Annotated in this window: 31 protein-coding genes and 1 tRNA gene; 13 read left to right on the top strand and 19 right to left on the bottom strand. The window is 69.9% G+C overall.

All coding sequences use genetic code 11. The annotated features are described in order from the left end of the window. Positions 1–28: 28 nt before the first annotated feature. The 4 genes from EDD92_RS32440 to EDD92_RS32430 form a co-directional block, all read right to left on the bottom strand. On the bottom strand, positions 29–385 hold the full coding sequence (locus EDD92_RS32440) for a PRC-barrel domain-containing protein (protein WP_123967604.1): 357 nt from the start codon (positions 383–385) through the stop codon (positions 29–31). A gap of 9 nt (positions 386–394) precedes the next feature. Continuing rightward, positions 395–619 (bottom strand): hypothetical protein, encoded by a 225-nt coding sequence (locus tag EDD92_RS51450; protein ID WP_260326885.1) that lies wholly within the window; start codon positions 617–619, stop codon positions 395–397. Beyond that, positions 619–786 (bottom strand): hypothetical protein, encoded by a 168-nt coding sequence (locus EDD92_RS51445; RefSeq protein ID WP_260326883.1) that lies wholly within the window; start codon positions 784–786, stop codon positions 619–621. Before EDD92_RS51445 ends, EDD92_RS51450 begins: the two co-directional genes overlap by 1 nt. A gap of 81 nt (positions 787–867) precedes the next feature. Further along, complete coding sequence (locus tag EDD92_RS32430; protein WP_123967603.1) at positions 868–1,161, bottom strand: hypothetical protein; 294 nt, start codon at positions 1,159–1,161, stop codon at positions 868–870. Positions 1,162–1,546: 385 nt separating this feature from the next. On the opposite strand from EDD92_RS32430, the gene EDD92_RS32425 reads away from it, so the two are divergent. From EDD92_RS32425 to EDD92_RS32405, 5 genes are all read left to right on the top strand, one after another. Next, positions 1,547–1,756 (top strand): hypothetical protein, encoded by a 210-nt coding sequence (locus EDD92_RS32425; RefSeq protein ID WP_123967602.1) that lies wholly within the window; start codon positions 1,547–1,549, stop codon positions 1,754–1,756. Positions 1,757–1,873: 117 nt separating this feature from the next. After that, on the top strand, positions 1,874–2,023 hold the full coding sequence (locus EDD92_RS32420; protein ID WP_115905775.1) for a hydrophobic protein: 150 nt from the start codon (positions 1,874–1,876) through the stop codon (positions 2,021–2,023). Between the two features lie 92 nt (positions 2,024–2,115). Continuing rightward, positions 2,116–2,289, top strand: coding sequence for a CsbD family protein (locus tag EDD92_RS32415; RefSeq protein ID WP_123967601.1), 174 nt, complete (start codon positions 2,116–2,118; stop codon positions 2,287–2,289). 129 nt (positions 2,290–2,418) lie between these two features. Next, positions 2,419–3,036: a hypothetical protein gene (locus EDD92_RS32410; protein WP_123967600.1), complete on the top strand. Its 618-nt coding sequence runs from the start codon at positions 2,419–2,421 to the stop codon at positions 3,034–3,036. Continuing rightward, on the top strand, positions 3,036–3,470 hold the full coding sequence (locus tag EDD92_RS32405) for a hypothetical protein (RefSeq protein WP_185124196.1): 435 nt from the start codon (positions 3,036–3,038) through the stop codon (positions 3,468–3,470). Before EDD92_RS32410 ends, EDD92_RS32405 begins: the two co-directional genes overlap by 1 nt. Before the next feature lie 183 nt (positions 3,471–3,653). Here EDD92_RS32405 and EDD92_RS32400 read toward each other — a convergent pair whose 3' ends face one another. Then, positions 3,654–4,718 (bottom strand): acyl-CoA desaturase, encoded by a 1,065-nt coding sequence (locus tag EDD92_RS32400; protein WP_123967599.1) that lies wholly within the window; start codon positions 4,716–4,718, stop codon positions 3,654–3,656. A gap of 561 nt (positions 4,719–5,279) precedes the next feature. Here EDD92_RS32400 and EDD92_RS32395 point away from each other — a divergent pair. From EDD92_RS32395 to EDD92_RS32385, 3 genes are all read left to right on the top strand, one after another. Beyond that, entirely contained in the window at positions 5,280–5,579 is a 300-nt protein-coding gene (locus tag EDD92_RS32395) for a sensor histidine kinase (RefSeq protein ID WP_123967598.1), read from the top strand. Between the two features lie 286 nt (positions 5,580–5,865). After that, entirely contained in the window at positions 5,866–6,510 is a 645-nt protein-coding gene (locus tag EDD92_RS32390) for an SPFH domain-containing protein (RefSeq protein WP_311736819.1), read from the top strand. 331 nt (positions 6,511–6,841) lie between these two features. Beyond that, positions 6,842–7,222, top strand: a complete 381-nt coding sequence (locus EDD92_RS32385) for an STAS domain-containing protein (RefSeq protein ID WP_123967597.1) — start codon at positions 6,842–6,844, stop codon at positions 7,220–7,222. Between the two features lie 379 nt (positions 7,223–7,601). Here the strand turns inward: EDD92_RS32385 and EDD92_RS50050 are convergent. Further along, positions 7,602–7,700, bottom strand: a tRNA-Ala gene (locus tag EDD92_RS50050). 80 nt (positions 7,701–7,780) lie between these two features. On the opposite strand from EDD92_RS50050, the gene EDD92_RS32380 reads away from it, so the two are divergent. Both EDD92_RS32380 and EDD92_RS32375 read left to right on the top strand, forming a co-directional pair. Beyond that, the gene (locus EDD92_RS32380) at positions 7,781–8,812 is read left to right on the top strand and encodes a phosphatidylinositol-specific phospholipase C domain-containing protein (RefSeq protein ID WP_185124195.1); all 1,032 of its coding nucleotides are present in this window, start codon (positions 7,781–7,783) and stop codon (positions 8,810–8,812) included. 98 nt (positions 8,813–8,910) lie between these two features. Continuing rightward, complete coding sequence (locus EDD92_RS32375; protein ID WP_123967596.1) at positions 8,911–9,468, top strand: glycoside hydrolase family 25 protein; 558 nt, start codon at positions 8,911–8,913, stop codon at positions 9,466–9,468. 16 nt (positions 9,469–9,484) lie between these two features. Here the strand turns inward: EDD92_RS32375 and EDD92_RS32370 are convergent, their stop codons facing one another. Continuing rightward, on the bottom strand, positions 9,485–10,207 hold the full coding sequence (locus tag EDD92_RS32370; RefSeq protein ID WP_260327352.1) for an NADPH-dependent F420 reductase: 723 nt from the start codon (positions 10,205–10,207) through the stop codon (positions 9,485–9,487). 42 nt (positions 10,208–10,249) lie between these two features. Beyond that, positions 10,250–11,251, bottom strand: coding sequence for a zinc-dependent alcohol dehydrogenase family protein (locus EDD92_RS32365; protein ID WP_123967594.1), 1,002 nt, complete (start codon positions 11,249–11,251; stop codon positions 10,250–10,252). Between the two features lie 102 nt (positions 11,252–11,353). Between EDD92_RS32365 and EDD92_RS32360 the strand changes: the two genes are divergently transcribed. Then, positions 11,354–12,262, top strand: a complete 909-nt coding sequence (locus tag EDD92_RS32360; protein ID WP_123967593.1) for an AraC family transcriptional regulator — start codon at positions 11,354–11,356, stop codon at positions 12,260–12,262. A gap of 41 nt (positions 12,263–12,303) precedes the next feature. Here the strand turns inward: EDD92_RS32360 and EDD92_RS32355 are convergent, their stop codons facing one another. Beyond that, a complete protein-coding gene (locus tag EDD92_RS32355) occupies positions 12,304–12,516 on the bottom strand; it encodes an EF-hand domain-containing protein (RefSeq protein WP_099931408.1) in 213 nt (70 codons plus the stop codon). Between the two features lie 58 nt (positions 12,517–12,574). Next, on the bottom strand, positions 12,575–13,522 hold the full coding sequence (locus EDD92_RS32350) for a MerR family transcriptional regulator (protein WP_123967592.1): 948 nt from the start codon (positions 13,520–13,522) through the stop codon (positions 12,575–12,577). 49 nt (positions 13,523–13,571) lie between these two features. On the opposite strand from EDD92_RS32350, the gene EDD92_RS32345 reads away from it, so the two are divergent. Beyond that, positions 13,572–14,237: a GNAT family N-acetyltransferase gene (locus EDD92_RS32345; protein ID WP_123967591.1), complete on the top strand. Its 666-nt coding sequence runs from the start codon at positions 13,572–13,574 to the stop codon at positions 14,235–14,237. Here the strand turns inward: EDD92_RS32345 and EDD92_RS32340 are convergent. The 7 genes from EDD92_RS32340 to EDD92_RS32310 form a co-directional block, all read right to left on the bottom strand. After that, a complete protein-coding gene (locus tag EDD92_RS32340) occupies positions 14,191–14,790 on the bottom strand; it encodes an ADP-ribosyltransferase (protein WP_123967590.1) in 600 nt (199 codons plus the stop codon). The genes EDD92_RS32345 and EDD92_RS32340 overlap by 47 nt on opposite strands. Before the next feature lie 87 nt (positions 14,791–14,877). After that, a complete protein-coding gene (locus tag EDD92_RS32335; RefSeq protein WP_123967589.1) occupies positions 14,878–16,062 on the bottom strand; it encodes a YncE family protein in 1,185 nt (394 codons plus the stop codon). Then, positions 16,062–16,841 carry a polysaccharide deacetylase family protein gene (locus tag EDD92_RS32330; protein ID WP_123967588.1) on the bottom strand — a complete coding sequence of 260 codons (780 nt, stop codon included), beginning with the start codon at positions 16,839–16,841 and terminating at the stop codon, positions 16,062–16,064. The genes EDD92_RS32335 and EDD92_RS32330 overlap by 1 nt, the downstream gene beginning before the upstream one ends. Positions 16,842–16,954: 113 nt before the next feature. Beyond that, positions 16,955–17,458, bottom strand: a complete 504-nt coding sequence (locus tag EDD92_RS32325; protein ID WP_030948532.1) for an ATP-binding protein — start codon at positions 17,456–17,458, stop codon at positions 16,955–16,957. 262 nt (positions 17,459–17,720) lie between these two features. After that, on the bottom strand, positions 17,721–18,488 hold the full coding sequence (locus EDD92_RS32320; RefSeq protein ID WP_123967587.1) for an enoyl-CoA hydratase/isomerase family protein: 768 nt from the start codon (positions 18,486–18,488) through the stop codon (positions 17,721–17,723). Between the two features lie 338 nt (positions 18,489–18,826). Beyond that, positions 18,827–20,071, bottom strand: coding sequence for an Ig-like domain-containing protein (locus EDD92_RS32315; RefSeq protein WP_185124194.1), 1,245 nt, complete (start codon positions 20,069–20,071; stop codon positions 18,827–18,829). A 165-nt stretch (positions 20,072–20,236) separates the two neighbouring features. Further along, positions 20,237–21,490: an Ig-like domain-containing protein gene (locus EDD92_RS32310; RefSeq protein ID WP_260326879.1), complete on the bottom strand. Its 1,254-nt coding sequence runs from the start codon at positions 21,488–21,490 to the stop codon at positions 20,237–20,239. Between the two features lie 316 nt (positions 21,491–21,806). Between EDD92_RS32310 and glgX the strand changes: the two genes are divergently transcribed. Continuing rightward, on the top strand, positions 21,807–24,053 hold the full coding sequence (glgX, locus tag EDD92_RS32305) for a glycogen debranching protein GlgX (RefSeq protein ID WP_123967585.1): 2,247 nt from the start codon (positions 21,807–21,809) through the stop codon (positions 24,051–24,053). A gap of 37 nt (positions 24,054–24,090) precedes the next feature. Here the strand turns inward: glgX and EDD92_RS32300 are convergent, their stop codons facing one another. After that, on the bottom strand, positions 24,091–24,735 hold the full coding sequence (locus EDD92_RS32300; protein ID WP_123967584.1) for a response regulator transcription factor: 645 nt from the start codon (positions 24,733–24,735) through the stop codon (positions 24,091–24,093). Beyond that, complete coding sequence (locus EDD92_RS32295) at positions 24,728–25,993, bottom strand: sensor histidine kinase (protein ID WP_123967583.1); 1,266 nt, start codon at positions 25,991–25,993, stop codon at positions 24,728–24,730. The genes EDD92_RS32300 and EDD92_RS32295 overlap by 8 nt, the downstream gene beginning before the upstream one ends. Positions 25,994–26,006: the final 13 nt, after the last annotated feature.

The raw sequence follows: 26,006 nt of genomic DNA, 5'->3' as shown, positions 1-26,006 counted from the left end.
ACACGGCGGCCCTCCCGTCCGAGGGCGGTCAGCGGCGCGCAAGTTGCCGTTCTCCGGCCGCACCGGGCTGGTAGGGCAGTCCGTAGTGCTTGAAGACCGCTTCCTCCTGGTCGGCGGGAAGCACGTCGTCGGTACCGATCGAAGGAGCCTGCTTCACCAGCGTCTTGACATAGCCGACCTTCAGATAGCCCGGCCCGACGATCGCGTCCTCAAGGGGGACGAAGACCAGACGGTGCCGGGTGGGCAGTCCGGTCCGTACCGTGGCCATGGCCGGCTCGTCGGAGGTGGTGTCCACATAGACCGCCTCCAGGACACCGATCTTGTGCGACTCGGAGTCGATGACATCGCGGTTGCGCCACTCCCGGACGTCGGCTGCGTGGATCATTGTCTCTCCCTACCTGGACGACTCATCGGCCGATGACGAGTCGCACCCTCGGTCCGCCACGTAAAACCGCCGCAGTGCACGCCGCAGCGCACGCTGCATCCCCTCCGGGAGCGGCTTGCCCTCCCAGGCGGCGACCACGGCCGCGGCCACCTCCGGAAGTTTGGTGTTGCACTGCCGCGAGACGTCGACCAGCAGGTTCCTGGCCGCCCCGCGGCTGCAGGGGGTCAGGACCATCACCATTCCGCGGGCTGGTCGATGGCCGCACGGCCGGCCAGTGCCCGCCGCAGCTGATCGTTCTCGGCGCGCAGTGCGACGAGGTCCTGCCCGGCCGATGCGTTCCCCCACGTGGCCTCGGCCCGCAGTTTCCACCAGTCCTCTTGGAGCACGGTTGCGCGTTGCATGGCATGTACCTCTTCACGAGTTCGACGTCTCCGGTCTGGCCGGAGCCCTCCCGGACCGTGGCTGCCCGCCCACTCCCCGGGTCACCTGTGGTGGTCATGGTCCCGACGGTCCTCGCGCCGCCAGCGCGCTCGGTTCTGGCGGCTGTAGCGGCGGTCCCAGCGGTCCTGGCGATCCCGGCGCTCCTGATAGTCCCGGTAGTCCCGGGGTTGCCGATAGTCCCCGAGATCGGAACCGCCACGGGTTCGGCCTCCGCCACGATCGCGGCCGTGGCGGGTCGCGCCGTAGACCAGCACCGCCGCCGCCACCCACCAGATGGGGTGAAGGAAGCCGAAGCCGAAGAGAACGGCGATGAGGATGAGGAGCAGGACGAACACGGTGGGCCTCCCCCCGGGAGCAGAACACGGCATCGATACCGGGGACCGGGGCCTCACCCCACAGCGTAGTCCTGCCCAACGGTTGCGGATACCGTGCGACGTCAGCGCGTCCTGTCCAGCATGGATGGCTGCTTGACACCTGTCGGGGAACTGCGGCGAGGGCTAGCGTGCGACATGCCGCCCCGGCCCCCGGCAGCGTCGCACCGCCAACGCGCTCCCCAGAGGGCGCACCCTGCGCATCGGTGCCGGAACCCGCCGCGTCACGAGCCCGGCCGTTCCCGCACACGCCCGTCGTCACGAGAACCCGGCGAAGCCCCGATGCGCCTCAAGCGGGCAACGATCTGCCGCCCGCCGCGTCGCACGCATCCCCTACCAGGCGGTACACATGTACGCGCTGATCGTTCCCGCTTCGACCCCCTTCGTCCTACTCATCGCAGTGATGGCCCTTTCGTGGTGGGAGGACCACATCCTGCCGCCGCCGACCGAGCAGGCCGAATCCCCCGCCGAGGCTCCGCTCATCCCGGCGGCCCCGGCGCAGCTCCCAGAACTCGCCGGTGTCGACACCACGTTGACAGGGGAGGTTGCCGGGCGTTGACTGACAGCACGGTGTAGGGCCATGCCACTCCGGAACGTCGGGGCGCGGCATTCCACCTTCCCCCTTCGCCCGGACCCCGCGGAATCAAGGAAATCCCCGCGATCTGGAGGCCCGGCGATGATCTGGATTCTTCTCCTTCTGCTGATCCTGGTGGTCTTCGGGTTCGGCTTCGCGATGCAGATCCTGTGGTGGGTCGCCGCCGTCCTGCTGGTCGTCTGGATCGCCGGCTTCGCGATGCGCGGGCGCGGCGGTGGCCGCCGCCGGTAGTCCGTTCCGGAGTTCGACCCTGCCCGCAGGGACAACGGCCTGTACGGCGATCACACGCGGAACCCACTCACCAGACAAGCAGGAGGCCGGCCATGAGTGTCGGACAGACCATCAAACACAAAACACAGGCGTTCAAGGGCCGGGTCACCGAACGCATCGGCCGGACCACCCGCAACAGGCGACTGCAGCGCGAAGGCAGGACCGACCGGATCGCCGGAAACCTGAAGCAGTCCGGCGACAAGGCCAAGGACGCCTTCAGGCGCTGACCACCGACGCCCCGGGTGGTGCCCACCTCGGGCGGACACCACCCGGCAGCCCGAACGCCCGATCAGCCGACAGGAATCGATGGCAATGAAGCAGACCAGCGTGCGAACCGAGAGCCGGAGAAGGCAGCCATGATCATCGGCGTGATCATCGCCGTGGCCGTCATCGGCCTGGCCATCCTCCTCTACACGGGACGTGGACGAACCCGAGGCGGTGGCGGGCAGGGACTTAAGCGCCGCTTCGGACCCGAGTACGCCCGCGCAGTCGCCGACCACGACGGCGACACCAAGGCCGCCGAACAGGAACTCGGCAAGCGTGTGAAGGAGCACGGCTCCCTCACGCAGCAGGCGCTGACGCCCGCGGCCCGCGAGCGCTACAGGACGCGATGGGCCGCCATCCAGGAGCAGTTCGTCGACTCACCGCAGCAGGCCGTCACCGAGGCGGACACACTGCTGGCGCACCTGGCAAGGGACCGCGGCTTCCCCGACGGCGAGCGGTACGAGGACCAGATCGCTGCCCTCTCCGTCCACCACGCCCACCACGTCCAGGGCTACCGCAGCATGCACACGGCGGCCCACGGGCCGAGCGGTACCGAGGACATGCGGGAGGCGATGGTCGAATCCCGAAGCCTCTTCGAAGCACTGGTCACCGGACAGCCGGCCACCCCGCCCCGCCCCTTCGCCCCCGGCGGCCAAGGCAAAGCGCCGTGGCCACTGACCCGACACCACGCGAAGGGAAGCAGCACCTGATGTCCCACGACGCCGAACACGCACCGCAGCCCCAGCCTGGGAGCCCGGATCCGACCCAACTCGCCCCGAAGGCGCCCCGCACCGATTCCGCTCACGCACCGCGTGAGCCCGGCACCGGCGCCGACGGTCCCGATCGCCCGCCCGGCCCGGCCCTGATCCCGCAGGGCGACCGGGACAAGCTGGCCCTGCGCCTCCAGCAGTCCCTGGCCACCTTCGTCGACGGGCCGCGCCAAGCGGTGGAAGAGGCCGACGCGGTCCTCGACGAGGTCACCACCCGGTTCGCCGACACCCTCGCGGAACGACGGCGCGTCCTGCGCACAGGCTGGCAGGACCCGGACGCCGACGTGCAGACCGAGGAACTGCGGCTCGCCCTGAGGCAGTACCGGGAGATCACCGAACGGCTGCTGCACATGTCGGTGCCTGTCGGTCAGTGACAGCGTCCTCCCCGCAAGAAGGACAGCCGCCGCAGGAAAACGGTGCGTACCTCACACCGGTCGGACTGCGACGGCCGTCTCCTGCGATCAGGGGAATCCGACCGTTCGCCCGCGTCGCGGTCACGGTCGGCAACGGGGTTCGGCACGACGGGCGCGACGACATACCGGTTCCGTCCGGGCAGTTCATCCGGTCGGTACGGCGAAGCGCAGGATGCGTCCCCAGGTGGAACCGTACTGCCGCCACAACGGTCCGGTGATGTACGGGATGTTGTGCTTCTCGCAGAGTGCACGCATGTGCGGGGCGATCTCGGCGTAGCGGTTGCTGGGCAGATCCGGGAAGGCATGGTGCTCGATCTGGTGGCCGAGATTGCCGCTGAGGACGTGGAAGAGCGGGCCGCCTTCGATGTTGGCGGAGCCCTGGACCTGACGCAGGTACCACTCACCGCGGGTCTCGTCCTCGATGTGCTCCTCGGTGAACGTCTGGACGTCACCGGGGAAATGCCCGCAGAAGATGATGGTGTGGGTCCACAGGTTGCGCACCGTGTTGGCGGTGAGGTTCCCGAGCAGACACGGCAGCGCGGAGGGCCCGGCCAGCAGCGGGAAGAACACGTAGTCCTTGGCTAGCTGGCGGGTCGCCTTGGCGAGAAACCCGCGCACGTCGCTGAGGAAGGAGCGCCACGGCTTGCGGCCGGCGACGACGACATCCGGTTCCAGGTCGTACAGCGCGATGCCCCACTCGAAGAGGGGCGCGAGCAGGAAGTTGTAGAACGGCTGGGCGAGATGGCGCGGATGCCAGGCCTGGTCGGCGCTCATCCGGAAGGCGACGTACCCGAGGTCGCGGTCGCGGTCCACGACGTTGGTCCAGGTGTGGTGCAGGTGGTTGTGGGTGTGCTTCCAGGCCTCGGCGGGGGCGAGGAAGTCCCACTCCCAGGTGGTCGAGTGGATCGCCGGGTCGCACATCCAGTCCCACTGGCCGTGCAGGATGTTGTGGCCCAGCTCCATGTTCTCCAGGATCTTGGCGAGGGAGAGCAGGGCGGTCCCCGCCACCCAGGCGGGCGGGAACAGCGAGACGGCGAGGGCGACCCGGCCTCCCGCCTCCAGGCCGCGCTGCACGGCGATCACCGTACGGATGTAGCGCGCGTCGTCGGCGCCGCGCGTGGCGATGATCTCGGCACGTATGCGGTCGAGTTCCTTGCCGAACTCGTCGCCGAGGGTGACCTCGGGAGGCTCGGGAGCGGTCGCGGTCACAGGTGACTCCTTGCGTGGCTGGGCGTGAAGTTCGCCGGTACTGGGGGCGCGTACGCGACCTGCAGGAGGGAACAGGTCCACAAGCCGGTGGCCCGGGTGGTCGTCGGCGGACGCATGGTGGCGTTCATCGCAGGCCACCGACCGGCCGACAGAAGGATCTCGTTACGGTGCGCCCGACGCCCCGACGCCGAACCGAGGCGCGCGCATCGCTGGTGTCGAGACCTGCGTGCACGGCACGCCTCCCTGGAGCAGAGCGACTGAGCTGCTGCCGGGGGCTCGGGCCTTGTCGGTCAGCCTAGTGCCGCTTCCAGGTCGGCCGACAGTGCGCCTACGGCCAACCACGGTCAGGACTCGCCGGGTCGGGTACGGGTGAGGTCGGACAGAAGCGCGGACAGGAGGACCGGCGCCGCTCTCGTCTGCACCGAGGGCGTCCCGTCCGCCCACGGTCGGAAAACCAAAGAAACGGCACCGGCCTGCGGACCCGGCTGGTCACCGAGACCGGCCGGGCCTCCGCCGTCCTGGGCTTCAGCCCGCCATGCGGATGACCGACTGCTGGACACCTTGGTCGCCGACGACATCGCCGACCAGCTGCTCGCCGCACTGCGTGAAGCCCTCACCAACACCGCCCGGCACGCCCACGCCACCGCTGTCGACGTCGCCGCCGAGGCCACCGTCACCCGCCCGCCGCTGCGGGTCGCCGACGACGGCCGCGGCATCGACCCGGCCCGCACCCGAAGCGGCGGACTGGCCAATTTCCACGCCCGAGCCGTGGAGCCCGGCGGCACCCTCACTCTCACTCCCCGTCGTCCCACCGGCACCGTCCTGGAGTGGACCGTCCCACTCCCCGCCGACAACGGCTGAGTCTCTCCTCGCAAACCCCGGCGCTCCGGGGACCGTTCAGCCCAAGCGGCCTACGCGAGCAGCAAGGGATGCTGGACACCTGGTGGGCCCGCGGCCCGCGGCCCGCACCGCGCCCGCTCAGGTGACAAGGCGCGGTTCTCACAGAGGCCCGAGCACCCGGGAAACGTGCCGGTGCCCCCGAGACTCACGCGCCACCACCCGATCACCCGTCCCCGGGACCGCTCGCGACAACGAGGCGGCCCTCAACCTGAGGAGCAGCTCATGGGAGTCCTGATCTTCCTGGCCCATCCAGTCCCAGGGGATCATCACGCGGGACAACGTGAGCGTGGACGTGTCGGCGGTCGCCTACTTCCGGGTGACCGACGCGGTGAAGTCGGTCGTCGCCGTCGAGAACGTCCACGCCGCGATCAACCAGATCGCCCGGACCACCCTGCGAAAGGTCGTCGGCCAACACACCCTCGACGAGACCCTCTCCGAGACCGACCGCATCAACCTGGACATCCGCGAGATCCTCGACGTCACCACAGCGGAATGGGGCGTCCAGGTCACCCTGGTCGAGCTCAAGGACATCCAGTTGCCCGACACCATGAAGCGCGCCATGGCCCGCCAGGCCGAGGCCGAGCGGGAGAAGCGAGCGAAGATCATCAACGCGGAGGGCGAGTCCCTGGCCGCCGCCGCCCTCGCTGACGCCTCCGACACGATGATGGCCCACCCCCTGGCCCTGCAACTGCGCAACCTGCAGAGCCTGGTGGAGATCGCCGTGGACAAGAACAGCACGGTCGTCTTCCCCGCACCCCTCATGAGCACCATCGGCGAACTCGGCGCCTTCCTCGCCCGGGAGACGGCAGCGGCCACCTCCTCGGCACCGCCCAGCGACCTGAACAAGACGATCCCCGGACCCACGTCGAACGGCGTGCCCGAGAGCGTGTGACCGTCGTACACCGCGGTCGTGTGAACACGGCGAGAAAGCGAAAGGATCATCCGGTCCGGACTCTCCACCCGACGTGCCACAGAACACGACAGGCAGGAAAGCCTCGGCTCTCCTTGACGTCTGCGAGCCACGGAGAGCCGAGGCGAGCCATGTCAAGGAGATATGTTGAAAAACGCCCCATCGAGCGAACTCCTCGTACAGAGAATCGTTTTGTCGCGCAAGAGGCGGGAATGGGTCATACGCTGGCCGCCTGTTGCCGCCCCAGCCCCTGGTGGCGAAAGCGTCCTTGCTCCCGAGATCTCGGGCAGCTGGGCTCACCGGGGGAGACGCCGTGCAACAGGGCAACAGGGCATGGCCTTATGGGCACATCCGCAGCCAACAGGTCAGCGGATGCACCGTCATCGAGTTCCACGGCGAGGTCGACATCGCCGCCGCCCAACAAATCATGCCGGACCTGGACACCGCGACAGCCGCTCGAGGGCGAACCGTGGTGATCGATCTGACTCCGGTCGAGTTCTTCGACTGCTACGGACTACGACTGCTGTGCCACGCCGAGCGGCGGGTCAGGGAGCGGCACGGTTGGCTGTTACTCGTCTGCCCGCATCCGATGATCCTGAGGATCCTGCACGCGGGAAACCTCATGGACCGGTTCACCCCGCTCGCCACACGGGAAGAAGCCCTGGCGCTCGCCGACGCGGAGGCCACGGGCTGACCCGTGGAGCGGACGGGACTCGGTCAGTCCGGTGCGTCCGGGCGCTGTACGGCCAGGCCCCTGAGACGGGTCTCCCTGGCGTCCAGCCGCCTGCCCTCGGCGTGCCGGCGGTGCCGCGCCCGGGCTCGCCAGCGGGCCGCCCTGAGCCGACCGGTCGAGTCCGGGCGCCTCGTGTCGCGGGTACGGGCAACCCGAAGGACAAGGCGAATCTCCAGGCCAGGACCAAGCAGAAGGCCCAGCGGAAGAAGCCCAAGAAGTGGACTCCCGAGCCGCTCCGCTCACGCAAGCCGTTCGCACGGCGTTCCCATCCAGGGCCGCGCTCTGCCCGAGCAACAGAAAAGCCCAGGTCAAGGGCTATGCGACCTGGATACTTTTTCAGAGCCGCCTTCGGGATTCGAACCCGAGACCTACGTATTGCGAGTGCGGGACCAACGAAGCGATCGAGTGCTGAACTCCCCTTTGCCCGAAGAAGGTCGGCGTTCCCCTCAGGTCTACCGGCCGGTAACGGCTTTCCCCTACGCTGCCGCCAACTCGGCGACAGTGAAGGGGACTTGACCCATGCGGGTTGCGAGACGGCTGGCGGCGCTCATGGGCGCGGTCGCGATGCTGATGGCGGTACCCGGCAACGCCCACGCGGCGGCACCGAAGTTCTCCGAGACGACGACGATCGGGACGCACAACGCCTACGAGAAGGACAAGTACACGTACTGGGCACAGGCGTTGGACTCGGGGGCCTCGCTGCTCGAGCTCGACGTCTACGCGGACAGCCTGAACAGGCGGTGGCGGGTCAGCCACAGCAACCCGCTCGGCAACGACAACAACTGCGAGTACGCGGACGAGCCGAGTGAGCTGTACAGCAAGGACCGCAACCAGGACCTCGGCAGCTGCCTGGACAACATGGCGGCCTGGGAGCAACTGCATCCGGATCACGCGCCGGTCATCGTCAAGGTCGAGATGAAGGTCGGCTTCAACAACAACGTCGGCCTCGGACCCGACGAGTTCGACACGCTGGTGTCGCAGAAGCTCGGCAGCAGCGTCTACAAGCCGTCGGACCTGCTGGGGTCCTCGTACTCCACCCTCGACGCAGCCGCGAAGGCGAACGCCTGGCCGTCCCGCGACGCCCTCAAGGGCAAGTTCGTCTTCGAACTGACCCCCGGGACGGTGGAGGAGTCGAACCCCTTCGACCACTACTGGACCGACGAGGAGTACGGCGACCATCTGCGCGACCTGTACGCGGCGGGGAACATCTCGGCGGCACAGGCCTTCCCGGCGGTGCTGGGCGCGGCGAACGGCGACCCGCGCACCAGCCGCTACGACTCCTCGATCCGCCCCTGGTTCGTCTTCTTCGACGGGGACGCGGCGACGTACGTGAACAACGGCTACGACACGTCCTTCTACTCCGCCAACCACTACATCCTGATCATGACGGACGCCTACAACGTGTCTCCGGCGATCTCGTCGACCAACCCCACGGACGCGGAAGTCGCCACACGGCTGGCCCTGCTGGCGGCGGATCACGCGAGTGTGATCACTTCCGACTGGTCGGCGAAGTCCGCGTCGGTGCTGGCCTCCGCGGCGGCCCGGGGCTGACGTTTCCACGTCGTTTCCACATCCGGAACGGATCACCCGTGCAAAGGTGGGGATGAATCAACCGCTGTCCCCCCACCGGCACTTCAGGGAGTCCTTCCATGCTGCGCGGTATCGACGTAAGCGCCTACCAGTCCTCCTCGTACGGCACGGACGGCCTCTCCTTCGTCTTCATCAAGGCGACGGAGGGCCGCTCGTACGTCAATCCGAGACTCGGCGCCCAGACAAAACACGGTCGCGACGCGGGCCTCGTCGTCGGCTTCTACCACTTCCTGTGGCCGGGCCATCTCCAGGCCCAGGCCGACTACTTCGTCCGGCACGCCCCGGAGAAGGCGGGAGACATCCTCGCCGTGGACTGGGAGCGGACCAGCGCCGGGACGCACGCGAGCAACGCGGAGAAGGACCTGTTCATCCGCAAGGTGAAGGAACTGCGGCCGAACAACCAGGTCGTGCTCTACACCAATCGCGACTTCTGGCTCAACGTCGACACGACCTCGTACGCCGGTGACGGCCTCTGGATCGCCGACTACGTCACGGCGGGCAAGCCCCGTATCAAGGCCAAGTGGCGCTTCCACCAGTACACCAGCGAGCCGCACGACAAGGATGTCGCGGACTTCGCCGACAAGGCCGCGCTGAAGGAGTGGGCCACTGGCGCGTGACGGCCACGCGCCGCCGTTACGCCCGGAAGTCCGCCGGGCGTTCCCGGGGTGCCTCCGCCAGCGCCTTGGTCACCTCGTCCACGCCCGCCCGCAGTCCGTAGACGGGGGTGCCCGGCTGCTGACGCCAGGAGTCGGCGAGGGTGCCCGTGTCGACCGTGTCGAAGCCGAGTTCGTCGATCAGGTTCCTGACCACGCGCTTCGCGGCCTCGTCGTCGCCCGCGACCGGGACCGCCTGCCGGTCGGGGTCGCCCGCCGGGCGCGGCCGCTCCAGGATGTCCTGGGCGAAGGTGCCGTTGAACGCCTTGACGACGGTGTGACCGATCTGCCGCGCCGTCCAGGCGCTCTCCGTGAGGCCCTCGTCCTCGATCGCGGCGATCCTGCCGTCCCGCTGCTGGGGGTAGTAGTTGCCGGTGTCGATCACGGCGACGTTCTCGGCCGCTCCGTCCAGGACGCCTGCCGGCAGGTTCGGGATCGCCTTGACGGGGATCGTGATCACCACGACCTCCGCGCCGCGCGCCGCCTCCTCCACGGGTACCGCGGTCGCGCCGGTCTCCTCGGCCAGCTCGGTGAGCGTTTGGGGCCCGCGGGAGTTGGCGACGGAGACGTCGTGGCCGAGGGCGGTGAGCCGCCGGGTGAGGTTGCCGCCGATGTTGCCCGCGCCGATGATGCCGATCTTCATGACAGGCCCTTCCCTGGATGACGCACGTGCATGGGTCTGGGTCGCGTCAACCTCGGAGATCGGCGGCCTATTCCGCGGGCTGCGGCAAACGGGTGAGAGCCCTCAGACCCGTACGACGATCTTGCCCGTGTGCCGGTTGGACTCCATCAGGCGGTGGGCGTCCTGGATGCGGTCGAGGCCGTCGAGGACCTCGCCGACGACCGGGCGGAACCCGCCGTCGGCGAGGCCCGCGTTGAGGAAGGAGGTCGAGCGGCGGCGGCCGGCGGGCGTGTTGGTGAGGATCAGGTTGGCGTAGGTGTGGAGGGTGAAGGGCCAGTTCCGGGGGATCTCGGCCGGGCGGGTGTCCAGCCAGCCGTAGACGACCAGGGAGCCGCCCGGGGCCAGGGCCTCGCCCAGCGCGCCGAAGCCGGGGCCGCCGATCGCGTCGAAGATCACCTCGGTGCCGTTGCCCCCGGTGAGCCGTTTGACCTCCTTGGCCACGGCCTCGGGCGCCGATTCCCCGGTGACGATCACCTCGGCCGCGCCGAGCTCCAGCAGCCGGTCCCGTTTCGCCTCGGTGCGGGTGGTGGCGAGCGGGATCGCGCCGATGCGGCGGGCGACCTGGATCGCCGCGGTGCCGACGCCGCTGGACGCGCCGGTGATCAGCACATGGTCGCCGGGCCTGAGGCCGGCGGTCTCCAGCAGGGCGCCGTACGCGGTCGTGTACGTCAGCCAGGCAGCGGCGCCGGTGACGGCGTCGACGGAGTCGGGGCGGCGCAGGACCGCGGTCTCGGGCAGGACGACCTGCTCGGCGTACACGCCCTGCGCGCTCATCTCGATGCCGGGGCCGGTCATCACCGGGTCGCCGACGGCCAGTTCGGTCACGCCGTCGCCGACCGCCTCGACGATGCCGGCGGCCTCGTAGCCGAGGCGGGAGGCGGGGAGGGCGGGCTGGTAGTAGTAACCGCCGGACCTGAACAGGGCTTCGGCACGGTTGAGGCCCAACGCCTCGACCCGTACGACCACTTGGCCGGGGGCGGGGTCGGGGACGGGCACGTCCTCGATGGTGAGCACCTCGGGTCCGCCGATTTCATGAAAAAGCACAGTGCGTGCGGTTGTTGGCATGCGGAACACGCTAGGTGGCGGGATGCGAGACGATCCATGTCCACCGCTCTCCCTTTCCTGTCCGATCGTCTCTCCGGTACGGCCCCCGGCTACCGTTCGGACATGGACGTACTCAGTGACGCCGTGAGCGCGATGCGCACCGGGCGGCCGCACTCCTCGCGCCGGGACAAGTACGCGCCCTGGGGCATGCGCTTCGAGGCATCCCCGGGGGCCGGGTTCCATGTGGTGCTGCGCGGGTCGGCGTGGCTGATCCCGGCGGAGGGGGAGCCGGTGGCGGTCGGGCCCGGGGACGTGGTGTTCCTGGCGCACGGGCGGGGGCACGCGCTGGCCAGCGGGCTCGACGTGCCGCTGGAGCACATACGGCCGGGGTCGGACAACCGGTGGCCCGCGCCCCCGCCCACGCCGAGGGAGGGGACGCCGGACGCGGTCCTGCTCTGCGGCTCCTACCAGATGGACCGCAGCCGCACCCACCGCCTGGTCTCCGAGCTGCCGGACGTGGTGCACCTGCCCGCCCAGGTCGGCGCCCACCGCTCGCTGCGGGCGGCGGTGGAGTTGCTCGGCATGGAGCTGGAGGAGCCGCAGCCCGGTTCGGACGCCATCGTCACCTCGCTGCTCGACACCCTGCTGCTGTACATCCTGCGCGCCTGGTGGCAGCACGACCGCAAGGTCACCGGCTGGTCGGCCGCGCTCGACGACCCGGCCGTGGCGGCGGCCCTGCGCGCCATCCACGGCGACCCGGCCCGCCCCTGGACGGTCGAGGAGCTCGGCGCCGAGAGCGGACTGTCCCGCGCCGCCTTCGCCCGCCGCTTCACCACGCTGGTCGGCGAACCGCCGCTCACCTACCTCACCTGGTGGCGCATGACGACCGCGGGCCGCCTCCTGCGCGAGGAGGACCTTCCCCTGCGCCGGATCGCCCAACAGACCGGTTACACCTCGGAATTCGCCTTCGCGAAGGCCTTCAAGCGGGAGTACGGGGTGGCGCCGGGGCAGTACCGGAGACAGCGGGCATGAAGGAAGGGGGCGCCCCACCGGGCGCCCCCTTGCCGCTCAGGTCACTTGTTCAGGTACGCCCAGAACTCGTCGAACGACAGCACCTTGTCGCCGTTCAGGTCACGGGTCTTGATGATCACCTCGGCGACCGACTCGGTGACGTTCCAGTCGCCCTCCTGGGCGAGGGCGGTCTTGAACTCCGCGGCGGTGATGAACCCGTCGCCGTCGGTGTCGATCCGCTGGAACTCCTTGCGTGCTGCTTCGATGTCGGCCACCGATCCGCCCCTTTTCTCCGTGACTGCGTGTCTTGCTGTCGTACTGACGCAGGTCAGATTAGCTGGCCACGCGGGCCTTCAGTGCGGCGACCACCCAGGCGAACTCCGGCTCGTACGCCGCCTGCGGCCCGAGCCCCTTCACGGCCGCCATCAGCTGGCGGTAGCGCGCCACGCGGACGTTGGAGCCCGCCTCCAGCCGCTTCAGCACCTCGGCAGGGTCCGCGTCGCCGAGCAGCCCGCGCAGGAGCTCCTCGGCCTCGGGTGCCTCCGGGGCGATGCCCCGCTCCAGGGCCTCCCCCGCCAACTGCACCAGGCGGCTCATGAACCACAACGAGGTGCCCGCGGGCACGTCCGGGCCGCGGTCCGCCGCGTTGAACTCGATCATCCTGCGCATCAGGGCCCGGAACTCCGGGTCCTGCATCATCTCGGCGAGTTCCACCCAGGCGTCCACCTGCTCGGGGGTCGGCTCGTCCGGCAGGTCCGCCGGGGCGAACCGCAGCCGCTTGCGGATGTCGGGGTCGGCCGTGTCGAGCCCGTCGAAGATCTCCGTCGTGAAGTCCTCGACGATCCGGGCCCGCTCGGCCGCCGACAGCCGCGCCAGTCTGTTCATCAGGGTCATCTCCTCTGCGGTCGAGCCGCGTCGCGCCACGGTCGACAGCACCGCACGCGTCACCTTCAGGGAGCGGATCTGCGCGTCCAGCGCCACCACGTGTGCCGCCGCGACCTCCGCGACCGTCCGCTCCCCGTCCAGCACCTTGCGCACGTCGGCCAGACCGAGGCCCAGCTCACGCAGGGTGCGGATCAGCTCCAGACGGGCGGCGGACTCGGCGTCGTAGAGCCGGTAGCCGCCGGTGGAGCGGGTCACGGGGGTCAGGACGCCCTCGTCGGACCAGTAGCGGATGGTGCGCACGGTCAGCCCGGTGGACCGCGCCAGCTCGCCGATGGTGAGAAGTCCGGTGCCGTCGTACGGGGGGTCTGGGGGGTCTCCCCCCGGATAACGCAGCATGTGTGTGAGTCTGGGCCTTCCAGTGGGTGGAGACTCAAGGAGCGCGGTGATGGAGACTCTGCGGGACATTCTCGACGCGGCCGCCCGCGGTGTCTTCCCGCCCGCGGACGGCCGTACGACGGTGGTCCCGCAGGCCTGTGACCGGGACGCGGGCGTGCTCTCCTTCACCGCTCACTCGGTCGTCTTCACCGACGAGGATCCGCGCTGGGTGTACGACATCCTCGCCGCCGCGCCCTGCGACGCCCTCGCGGCGACGATGAACCCGCTGTTCCTGGCGGCCTTCATCGAGCGGACCGGCCGTACGTCGGAAACGATCGACGCGATGCTGGTCGGCTCCCCGCTGCCGGGCGGGCCTCCGCTCACGCTGACCGAGATCGAGGCCGGCGATCATCCGCGGATCGTGTACGCGCGCCGACGGCGCGACGACGTGCGTGCCTGGGAGACGGACGGCGGTGTGCTGGTGCTGGGCCGTGGGATCGCCGGGCGGCTGGAGGTCTCCGTCGAGGTCGACGAGGGGGTACGGCACCGGGGACTGGGCCGGGCTCTGGTGACGGCGGCCCGCCATCTCGCCACGGAGCCGGTGTGGGCGCAGGTCGCGCCGGGGAACGCCCGCAGCATGCGGACGTTCCAGGCGGCGGGCTACCGGCCCGTGGGGGCAGAGGTGCTGCTCAGTGCCACGGCTCGTAGTACGGGTTGCTCTGACAGTCGTTCATGATCTCGGTCTTGGTCTTCTTGTCGACCGGGCAGACACCGATGATGTACTGCCGCGCGATGCCGCCCGGGAAGGCCACCTCGACCTGGTCGGCCCATTTGTGGGTGTCGCCGATGGTCTTGTTGACGTCGACACCGCCGGGAGCGTCGATGTAGTAGTTGTAGCCCGACTTGTACCAGGTCTTGTAGAGGTCGTGGTCGTATGTCGTCGACACGTACGGGGAGGGCTGGTTGACCAGGACGTACTGCTCGATGTCGTACTGGCCGTTGATGACGTCCTTGGGGTGGAAGCCCTGCTCGAAGACGGTCGCGGGGCCGCGGCTGTCGCTGCGGTAGAGCGTGCCGCAGGTCTTGCGCCAGACCGGTTCCGGCGTGATGCGGTCGACGTCGACCCGGCGGTCGACTGCCGCCTTGACCGGGTCGTCGAACTGGGGACAGGCAGGGGCGGCGGCTTTCGCGGGGGTGACGGTGGGGACGGTCGCTGCCGTCGTCGCGAAGACGACCGCGAGGGACAGGACGACGGCAGCGGCCCGCCGCCGCAGGCGAGTTGTGATCATGCTGGGGACGATCCCCGTCCCGCGGCGGTGGAATGCGCGACGTCACCCGTTCGGCGGCGTGTCCCCGGATCCCCAACTCGCCGTGCTTCAGCGGAAGATGCCCGTGTGGCCGAGCGAGTAGCGACCCGGCTGCGGGTACACCGCGAGGCCGTGCGGGCCGCTGCCGACCTTGATGCGGGCCAGCTGGGTGCCGGTGCGGGTGTCGATGGCGTACACCTCGGAGTTGTAGCGCCCCGACAGCCACAGGACCTTGCCGTCCGCCGAGACGCCGCCCATGTCGGGGCTGCCGCCGTCCGGCAGGTGCCACTTCTTGGTGAGCCTGTTCTGCGCGAAGTCGAAGAGGGAGATGGTGCCTTCGCCCCGGTTGGAGATGTACATCTCGCGCGAGTCGCGGCTGACGTAGAGACCGTGGGCGCCCTTGCCGGTGGGCAGGAGAGTGGGCCTGGTGAACTTGTCGCCGTCCAGGATCCACACACCGTCGGCCATCATGTCGGCGATGTAGAACCTCCTGCCGTCGGGTGAGATCTTGACGTCCTGCGGCATCGCGCCCTGGAACGGCAGCTTCTCCTGCCCGGTCACCTTCATCTTCGCCGTGTCGACCTTGAGCAGCTCGCCGCTGAACTCGCAGGAGACGATGAAGTAGCGGCCGTCGAGGGAGAAGTCGGCGTGGTTGACGCCGTAGCAGCTGACCGGGACGGTCTTCTCGACCTTCATGGTGTGCGCGTCGCGGAAGACGAGTTCGCGGTCGAGGGAGGCCATCACGATCGCGTACTTGCCGTTCGGCGTGAAGTAGAGGTTGTAGGGGTCGTGCACGTCGACGGCCTTGCCGGCCTTCCCCGTCCTCGGGTCGATGGGGGTGAGGGTGTTGCCCCGGTCGTTGTTGACCCACAGCGTCTTCATGTCCCAGGAGGGGACGACGTGCTGGGGCTGGGCGCCGACCGGGATCGTCTCGATGACCTTGTACGTCTTCGGGTCGATGACGGAGACGGTGTTGGAATTGGTGTTGGGGACGTAGACCCGGGACGGGAAGTCCCGTACCGCCGGGGCGAGTTGGTTCGGGCGGTCGGCCGCGTACACGTCGTGCGGGTCGAGGACGGGCGGCATGCCGGCCAGGCCCGGGACGGCGGCCTTCTTCTTCGCCGGGGCCACGGCGGCCTTCTTGCCGAGGGCCTCGTCCTCGTGCCGGGGGGCGCTGGTGCAGGCGGCGAGGGTGGTGAGCGAGGCGAGGGCGGCGGTCGCGACGAGGGCGCGGGTGAGCCGGGTGGGGTTCATCAGCTGAACAGCTCCGTGGTGGTCACCGCGGCCAGGCCGCGGCGGGCGAGTTCTTCCAGTACGACGGGGAGCGCGGCGACCGTGTCCGGGTACCCGAAGTGCATGCTCACCACGGATCCGTTGCGGACCTCGTCGAGGACCTTGCGCCGGACGGCGTCGGCGCCGGGCCGGGTGTAGTCGAGGGAGTCGACGTCGTACGAGAGGACGTGCGGATAGCCGGCGCTGCGGGCCAGGCGCAGAACCAGCGGGGACGCGAGGGGTGCGCGGGAGGGCCGGAACCAGGTGCCGATGGAGCCGGTGAGGTGCCCGAGGCGGTCGGCGCAGGCGGTGATCTCGCTGCGGGCGTCGGCTTCGGACATGGCGTTGACGGCCAGATGGCGCTGGGTGTGGTTGCCGAGGTCGTGGCCGCCGTCGAGGACACGGCGGGCCATGTCCGGGTACTGGTCGAGCCAGCTGCCGACGGCCAGGACGGTGAGGCGGGCGCCGTGCTTCTCGGCCTCGGTGAGGAGGGTGTGGGCGAGGGCGGGGTCGCCCTGGCCGTGGAAGGTGAGGGCGACCCGGGGGTGGGTGCGAGGGCCGTGGGTGAGCTGGGCGGGTCGGCCGGGGAGGCGGCGGGGGGCGGGGGCGGCGGAGGGCGTGGAGGGTGGGGCGGACGACGGGTGCGCCGGTGAAGCGGGGTGCACGACGGCGCCGTTCGGTGCGCAGCCTGCGGTGAGGGCGCCTGCGGCGAGGAGGCCGGCGCCCGTGCGTAGCGCCGTCCGGCGGTCGGTCGAGGTCACCGCACCATTTAAGAGGCGAAGGGCAAGAAAACGGCCGATTGACCTGATCGGGGGACATTTCTCGGGTCGCGACCGACAACAATCAGGCCATTCGGCCGACCCGCACGCCCCGGCTAGCGGTCCGCCACCCTCATTTCGAACCAGGTCGTCTTGCCGCGCGGCAGGAGGTCGACTCCCCAGCGGTCGGAGAGCTTGTCGACCAGGAACAGGCCCCGGCCGCTGATGTCCGTCTCCTGGACCGGCATCAGGCAGGGCAGGCCCCGGGAGGGGTCGCGGACCTCGATGCGGATCCAGCCCCGGCGGCGGCGCATCCGAAGGCCGAAGACACGGGCGCCGGTGTGGCGGACCGCGTTGCCGACCAGTTCGGAGACGAGCAGGACGGCGTCCTCCGTCATCTTGGGAGTCAGGCCCCACTGGCGCAGGACCACGACCTGGGCGAGACGGCGGGCGGTGGCGGCGGACTCCGGGCGGGACGGCAGCGGGACCTCCGCCTCGGTCGGGTTGCCGAACAACTCCAGCGCCTTGAGCGCCCGTTCGTCCTCTACCGCGGGCGACCAGCGCGCCGCCGTCGCACGGCCGTGTCCCCGCGGCTGTTCGATGCCCTCCAGCCCCGCCATGCCCCCATCATGGCCGCCCAGAGCGCCCTCCGGGGCCGTTCCTGAGGAATACGCCCCCCGGAATACGTCGTTCCGAATGGGCCGGTTGACATATGCCACGGGCAGTTCAGAGGCTTCCGCAGCCCGCCCGACCTGCGCTGAAGGCTCTCGTGGAGGCAATCGACGGTCTCCCTCGACAAGGCAGACTTAAGGTTGCCTTAAGGCTCCCATAAACCGCCCCATCGAGGGACCCGGATCAGACAGCGTGTCAATTGCAAGTGGTTCAGAGGAACTTCGCCTTGCCCGGCCCTTCCTCCACGAAGCTGCGCATCCCGCGCTCACGGTCCTCCGTCGCGAACAGACCCGCGAACCAGTTCCGTTCGACGGCCAGGCCCGTCTCGATGTCCGTCTCCAGGCCGGTGTCGATCGACTCCTTCGCGGCCCGCAGCGCGATCGCCGGGCCCTGCGCCAGCTTCGCCGCCCACTCGTGCGCGGCAGTGTAGACCTCCTCGGCCGGCACCACCCGGTCCACCAGGCCCAGCGTCAGCGCCTCGTCCGCCTTGACCATGCGGCCGGTGAAGATCAGGTCCTTCGCCTTCGACGGGCCGACCAGCCGGGACAGCCGCTGGGTGCCGCCGGCGCCCGGGATCAGGCCCAGCAGGATCTCCGGCTGGCCCAGCTTGGCGTTCTCAGCCGCGATCCGGTAGTCCGCGCACAGCGCCAACTCGCAGCCGCCGCCGAGCGCATAGCCCGTGATCGCCGCCACCACCGGCTTGGGGATGCGGGCCACCGCGGTGAACGAGTCCTGCAGGGCGCGGGCGCGCAGGACCATCGCCGTGTGGTCCATGTTCTGCATCTCCTTGATGTCCGCGCCCGCCGCGAACACCTTCTCCCCGCCGTACACGATCACGGCCCGTACGTCGTCACGACGGGTCGCCTCCTCGGCCAGCTCCTTGAGCCGGTCCTGGGTGGCGACGTCCAGCGCGTTCATGGGCGGACGGTCGAGGCGGATGGTGCCGACGCCTTCGGCGACTTCGAGATTCACGGTCATGCAGGCAGGTTAACGGGGACTAACGGCAGCTGGTCCGGTGCGGTCAATCACATTCGGCCGGGGGTCTGGCCCGCCGCGCAGCGGCAATGGGACACAGCGCCCCCAGACAGACACAGCACGGGGACTAACAGCAGCTGGTCCGGTGCGGTCAATCACACTCGGCCGGGGGCCTGGCCCGCCGCGCAGTGGCAAGGGGACACAGCGTCCCCCAGGCAGACCCAGTACGTCCGCCAACGACAACGGCCCCGGTGCGCAGGGGGTCTGGGGGATTTCCCCCAGACCCCCACAGCCTCACACCGGGGCCGCCATCGCCGTGGAACCACATCACCGCCGTACGGCTACGCCTTCCACTTCTCCCACGACATGTTCCAGCCGTTGAGCCCGTTGTCCGGGGAGACGGTCTCGTCATGGGCGTGCTTGACGATCACCACGTCGCCGAGGATGGAGTGGTCGTACATCCAGCCGGCCGGCAACCCGCGGTCGTAGCCGCCCCGCACGTCCCTCAGGCCGATGCAGCCGTGGCTGGCGTTGTAGTTGCCGAAGGCGCCGCCGGCCCAGTAGTTGCCGTGCATGAAGGTGCCGGAGTCGGTCAGCCGCATCGCGTCCGGGACATCCTTGATGTCGTACTCCTTGCCGAGGTTGACCGTCTCGCTGTTCATGCGGGTCACCCGGAGCTTCTCGCTGATGACCATCTGGCCGTTCCAGGTGTCGTAGCCCGGCTTGCCGGTGGTGACCGGGATGGTCTTGACGACCTTGCCGTCCTGGGTGACCTTCATCTGGTGGGTCTTGGCGTCGACGATGGAGACCTGGTTGCGGCCGATGGTGAACTTCACCGTCTTGTCCTGCTTGCCGTAGACGCCCGGCCGGCCCTCGACGCCGTCGAGGTTCAGGCTCACCGTGACCTTCGTACCGGACTTCCAGTAGTGCTCCGGGCGGAAGTCGAGGCGGTCGTTGCCGAACCAGTGGCCCTCGACGTCGACGGCCGGTTCGGTCTTGATACTGATCGCCTTCTCCACGTCCTCGGGGTGTGTGATGCCCCGGGTGAAACGGACGGAGAACGGCATCCCGACGCCGACGGTGGAACCGTCCTCGGGGGTGAAGGTGCCGACGAAGGTGTTCTTCGGGGTGAGGGTGGTGAAGCTGGAGTCCTCCGCGGCCTCACGTCCCTCGGAGTCCTTCGCGACCGCGTGCACCGAGTACTTGGTGGACGCGGCCAGGTGGGTGGACGGCGTCCAGCCGGCACCGTCGGCGGTGATCTTCCCGGATATCTCCTCGCCCTTGGGTCCCTTGACCTCGACCGCGGTCAGCTTGCCCTTGCTGGCGCTGACCTTGAGGACGCCGCTGGTCTCGACGGACTTCGCGCCGTCCTTGGGCGCGATGGTGACGACGGCCGCCGACTGCTTGGTCTGCGCCGCGTCCGCATCCTTGCCCTTGGCGTCGCCGGAACCCGATCCGGAACCCGAGCCGCCCCCTCCGCACGCGGTGACGGCCAGCAGCAGCACCCCGGATATGAGTGCCAGCCGCCCCTTGCCCCAACGCCCGCGCGCGTCAACCGACGCCCCCGATATCGGCCGCACGTTCAAGTTGTTCTCCCCTCGCCGGGCCTGGTCAGGCCCGCGCCCCGGCGCGTTCCGCGCGCGCATTGGCGCATATTAACTGCCAGGTTTTGGGGATCGTGTCAGGTGAAGGTCACTGTTCCGTCGCAACATCGACCGTGCACCCGACCCGAACCCCGCATCCCCTTCGGGTTACTTGACCGCGCTGCCCGCCTTCCACGCCTTCCAGCCCATATTCCATCCTCCGAGGCCGTTGTCGGGAGCGACCTTTTTGTCATTGCTGTGGACGACCTGGACGACGTCCCCGACGAGGCTGCGGTCGAAGAACCAGCCGGCCGGGGTGTCGGAGCTGCCGCCCTTGACGTCCATGAGCCCCACGCAGCCGTGGCTGACATTGACGTGGCCGGGGGCGTTCGGGGCCCAGTAGTTGCCGTGCAGGAAGGTGCCGGAGTCGGTGAGGCGCAGGGCGTGCGGGACGTCCGGGATGTCGTACTCGCCCTTGCCGTTCTGCTTCTTGAAGCCGACCGTGGCGCCGTTCATCCGGGTCAGCTCGAGCATCTCCATCACCACCATCTTCCCGTTGTAGGTGGTGTGCCTGGGCGCCCCGGCCGTGATCGGCACGGTGGCCAGGAGCGCCCCGTCCCGCCGTACCTGCATGGTGTGCGCGGCCGCGTCGACCAAGGAGACCTGGCTGCGGCCGACAGTGAAGGAGAACGTCTTGTACTGCAGCCCGTAGACGCCGGGCGCGCCCTCGACGTCCCGGAGCCGGAGGGAGACGGTGACCTGGGTGCCGGGTTTCCAGTACCGCTGGGGGCGGAAGTCGAGACGGTCCTTGCCGAACCAGTGCGGGCGGATCTCGACCGCCGGTCTGGCGGTGACGTGGACGGCCCGCTCGACGGCCGCGCGGTGCTCGATCTCCCGGTTGAACTCCAGGGAGACGATCATTCCGGTGCCGACCGTGGAGCGGTTCTCCGGGGTGACGTAGCCGATGAAGCGCTCGTCGGGGACGAACGTGGTGAACGTCGTGTGCCGTGCGGACCTGCGGCCGTGGCCGTCCAGGGCCACGGCGTCGACGGTGTACTTGGCGGCCAGCGCGAGCCGGGTCTCGTCGGGTTCCCAGCGCAGGCCGTCCTCGGAGATACGGCCATGCACCTCGGAGTCCTGCGCGTCCTGGGACTTGACGACCTTCACGGACTCCAGACGGCCGCTTGGTACCCCCACCTGCAGCCTGCGGCCCGGGCGGACACCCTTGCTGCCGTCGTCCGGGGAGATCCGGATGACGTCCTCGGGTGCCGGTGCCTTGCCGAACGCCTCACCGATGTCGCTGCGGTCCGCCGGGTCCGAAGTGCAGCCGGCTGCTCCGGCCAGCAGTCCTGCCCATGTCAGTACGGCGGCCAGCGCGGCCCCCGCGCGCCGTGCGCGCCCTTGTCCATGCCTCTGCCTCACGGCGTACCCAACGACGCGGGCCGCCCTGGGGAAACGTGCTGCTCCGCGGGTTGGGCCGCGATGGGTCGTCTGTCATGTGCGGCGCCGTCTTGGCTGGTCGCTCCCCCTCTCGGCTTCGCTCGAGCGGGGGACCCCCATCGCGGCGGGGCCGCTGATGTCACAGCCCCGCGCCGCTTCGGGGCGCTGCCGAACCGCAAGCCCGGATCGTTCGGCCATGCTCTGGGCAGAACAGTGGGGAGGACGACGCAACGGGAGCCGCGGCCGGGACGCTGTGTGCTGCTCAAAGGTCGTTCCGTGAGCCGTGGGAGGCGGACTGGTGTCCAGCGCAGCCGAGCAGGAGGCGGTGGCCGAGGGGCGCGCCGAGGAGGGCGAACGCCCGGCGGGCGTGGTCAACGGCGCGCCCCGCAAGGTGCCGGGCGTGCCCGTGCGGCCGGGTGCGCCGATGCCGCTGGGGGCCAGGTTCCGGGTCGGACCGGACGGGGTGGCGGGCACCAACTTCGCGCTGTGGGCGGGCGGGGCGGAGGCGGTGGAGCTGTGCCTGTTCGACGAGGCCGGCAAGGAGACCCGCGCCCGGCTGACCGAGCTGACGCACGAGATCTGGCACGGCTTCGTGCCGGGTGTGATGCCCGGGCAGCGGTACGGCTACCGGGTGCACGGCCGCTGGGACCCGTGGACCGGCGGCCGCTGGAACCCGGCGAAGCTGCTCCTGGACCCGTACGCGCGCGCGGTGGACGGCGACTTCAGCCTGCCGCCCGAGGTGTACGGGCACGTGCGCGACTGGCCGCAGCAGCAGGTCGCGGACACCGTGCGCGACGACCGGGACTCGGCGCCGTACGTCCCCAAGGGTGTCGTGGTCCACGATGACGACGACTGGGCCGACGACCGCCGCCCGAAGACCCCGTGGGCGGACTCGGTCATCTACGAACTGCACGTCAAGGGCTTCACCAGGCTGCATCCGGGGATCCCGGAGGAACTACGGGGCACCTACGCGGGGTTGGCGCATCCTGCCGCCGTCGAACACCTCGTCAGGCTGGGAGTCACGGCCGTCGAGCTGCTCCCCGTCCACCAGTTCGCGCACGAGGACCATCTGCTGCGCCGCGGCCTGAAGAACTACTGGGGCTACAACTCCATCGGCTACTTCGCCCCGCACGCCGCGTACGCCGCATCAGGTACGACGGGTCAGCAGGTGGGCGAGTTCAAACGCATGGTGCGCGCGCTGCACGCGGCCGGCATCGAGGTCATCCTCGACGTGGTCTACAACCACACGGCGGAGGCGGGCGAGCTCGGCCCGACACTGTCGTTGAAGGGGATCGACAACCGGGGGTACTACCGGCTCCAGTCCGACGCCCGCAGGTATGCCGACTACACGGGCTGCGGCAACACCCTGCACGTCGTCCAGCCCCACGTCCTGCGCCTCATCACCGACTCCCTGCGCTACTGGGTGACGGAGATGGGCGTCGACGGCTTCCGCTTCGACCTGGCCGCCGCCCTCGCCCGGTCCATGCACGACGTGGACATGCTGTCGCCGTTCCTCGCGGTCATCGCGCAGGACCCGGTGCTGCGGCGGGTGAAACTGATCGCCGAGCCGTGGGACGTCGGGTCCGGCGGCTATCAGGTGGGGTCCTTCCCACCGCTGTGGACGGAGTGGAACGACCGGTACCGCAATGCCGTACGGGACTTCTGGCGGGGCGCGCTGCCGGACGTACGGGATCTCGGGTACCGGCTTTCGGGGTCGAGCGACCTGTACGCGTGGGGCGGCCGCCGGCCGTACGCGTCGGTCAACTTCATCACCGCGCACGACGGTTTCACCCTGCGTGATCTGGTGTCGTACGAACGCAAGCACAACGAGGCCAACGGTGAGGGCAACCGGGACGGCTCCAACGACAACCGGTCGTGGAACGGCGGGGCGGAGGGGGAGACGGCCGACGAGCGCGTACGGGGTCTGCGGCGCCGGCAGCTGAGGAACCTGCTGACCACGCTGCTGCTGTCGACGGGCGTGCCGATGCTAGTGGCCGGCGACGAAATGGGGCGCACCCAGCGCGGCAACAACAACGCGTACTGCCAGGACAACGAGATCAGCTGGCTGGACTGGTCGCTGCTGGAAGAACCGGGCTGGAAGGCCCTGTTCGACCTCACGGCCCGGCTCATCGAGCTGCGGCACCGGCACCCCGTACTGCGCCGCCGGGCCTTCTTCTCGGGGCGGGCGCACTCCGCGGACGGTCTGCGCGACCTGGCCTGGTTCACCGCGCGCGGCACGGAGATGACGGAACGGGACTGGTACGCGCCCGCCGCCACGCTCGGCATGTATCTGTCCGGTCGGGACATACCGGGCCGCGACGAGCGCGGCGACCCGATCCTCGACGACAGCTTCCTCGCCGTCCTGCACGCCGGGGACCGCCCGGTGAGTTTCGTACTGCCGGGTCCGCCGTGGGCCGGGCAGTACGAGGTGGTCGTCGACACGTCGAGGGAGGCGCAGGAGGAGGCACCCGGGGTGGTGCACCGGGCGGGGGCGGCGATCACGGTGCCGGCGCGGGCCGTTCTGTTGTTGCGGGTGGTGGGGTGACGTGTCGCGCCGCACATCACGTGAGCTGACGGCCTGATCAGCCGAGGATCCCCCGCTGATACGCCGTCGCGACCGCCGCCGCGCGGTCGTTGACACCCAACTTGGCGTACAGGTGGGTGAGATGGGTCTTCACGGTGGCCTCGCTGATGAACAGTTCGCGGGCGATCTCACGGTTGGACGTGCCCCTGGCGACCAGGGCGAGGACCTCGCGTTCGCGGGTGGACAGGGGCTCGTTGCCGCCCGACCCCGGGGTGCGGACCGCCGAGACCAGGCGGGAGGCGACCGCCGGGGACAGCACCGTGCGGCCCTCCGCGGCCGCGCGGACGGCGGTGAAGAGCTCGTCGCGCGGCGCGTCCTTGAGCAGGTAGCCCGTCGCGCCCGCCTCGATCGCGGGCAGAGTGTCGGAGTCGGTGTCGTACGTCGTCAGGACGAGGACCTTGGCGCGGACGCCGCGCCGGGCGAGTTCGCGGATGGCGTCCACTCCCCCGCCGCCGGGCATACGCAGGTCCATCAGGATCACGTCCGGGTCGAGAGCCTCCGCGCGGCTGACGGCCTCCACGCCGTTCGCCGCCTCGCCGAGGACCCGGAAGCCCGGCGCGGACTCGAACATGCCGCGCAGACCGTCCCGTACGACGGGGTGGTCATCGACGACCAGCAGGGAGATCAACGGCTCGTCACTCATGGCGGACCAACGGTACGCGAGCCGACAGTGCCGTGCCGTGGCCCGGTTCCGTCTCGACGGTCAGCGAGCCCGCGATGCGTTCGGCGCGGGCACGCATGCCGTCGAGGCCGAAGCCGCCGGAGCCGGTGCGGGCCGGGAGCGCAAGGGGGTCGAAGCCGGTGCCGTCGTCGCGGATGTCGAGGATCACCTCGTCGCCCAGGAAGGAGAGGGTGACGCCGAGGCGGGAGGCGCGGGCGTGGCGGGCCGCGTTGGACAGGGCCTCCTGGGCGATGCGCAGAAGGGTGGCCGAGACCTCCTCGTGCAGCTGTTCCGCCGTGCCGGTGACCGTGAACTCGGCCCGTACGCCCGTCCGTTCGCCCCATGCGGCGACGGTCTTCTTCAGCGCCTCGGGCAGTCCGGCGTCCGCCAGCTCCACCGGGGCCAGGTTGTGCACGGAGCGGCGGGCCTCACCGAGGCTGTGCCGGGCCAGGTCCATGGCGCGGCCCAGGTGTTCGCGGGCCGGCTCCGGACCGGGCGTGTTGGAGACGACCTGGAGCTGGGCGATGATGCCGGTCAGGCCCTGGGCGATGGTGTCGTGGATCTCGGCGGCGAGCCGCCGCCGCTCGTCGGCGACCCCTGCTTCCCGAGCCTGGACGAGGAGTTGGGCGTGAAGGGCGGCGTTCTCGTCGAGGGCCTGCTGAAGGGCCGCGTTGGTGCGTTCGAGTTCGGCGATGGTCGCGGTGCGTTCGCGGGCCCGCCGCATCTCCTGCTCGGTGAGATGGGCGACCACCATCTGCAGGCCCGAGTTGGCGACCAGGAGCGCGGCGAAGACGGCCCACTGCACTCCGCTCCCGAACGGCATCCCGCCGGCCTGTGCACCGGCCACGGTGACCGCGCTCGCGAGCAGCCCGACCCGCTGCCAACGCCTGCCCGGGATCGTCTCGTCGGCGTCCATGTAGCCCGCGGCGGCGTAGAACGCGAAGAAGGGGTTGAGCCAGGTGAGGGCGAAGGCCACGGCCCAACGGACGACGTAGTACACCGCCCCGGCCCGGGACGGCGTCCGGCGGCAGTCGGGCCCGCCGGGACGGGTGCTGTGCCACCACAGCTGGAGCACGACCGCGGCGCCGAACAGAGCCCAGGCGGTGTACCACCTGGCCAGGGAGGCGTGGGGGTCGGCCGTCGCGAGCGCAGGGACCAGGCCGATGCCGAGCAGCGCGTACGGCCCCCAGGTGTGGAACTGGTCCCAGCGCTGCTCGATCTGCGTGTCCACCGCGGTCATGTCCCCAGTCTGC

It is taken from the genome of Streptomyces sp. TLI_185 (assembly GCF_003814765.1).
In the GTDB taxonomy this organism is placed as follows: Bacteria; Actinomycetota; Actinomycetes; order Streptomycetales; family Streptomycetaceae; genus Streptomyces.
This window is presented reverse-complemented; position numbering and strand designations above follow the sequence as displayed.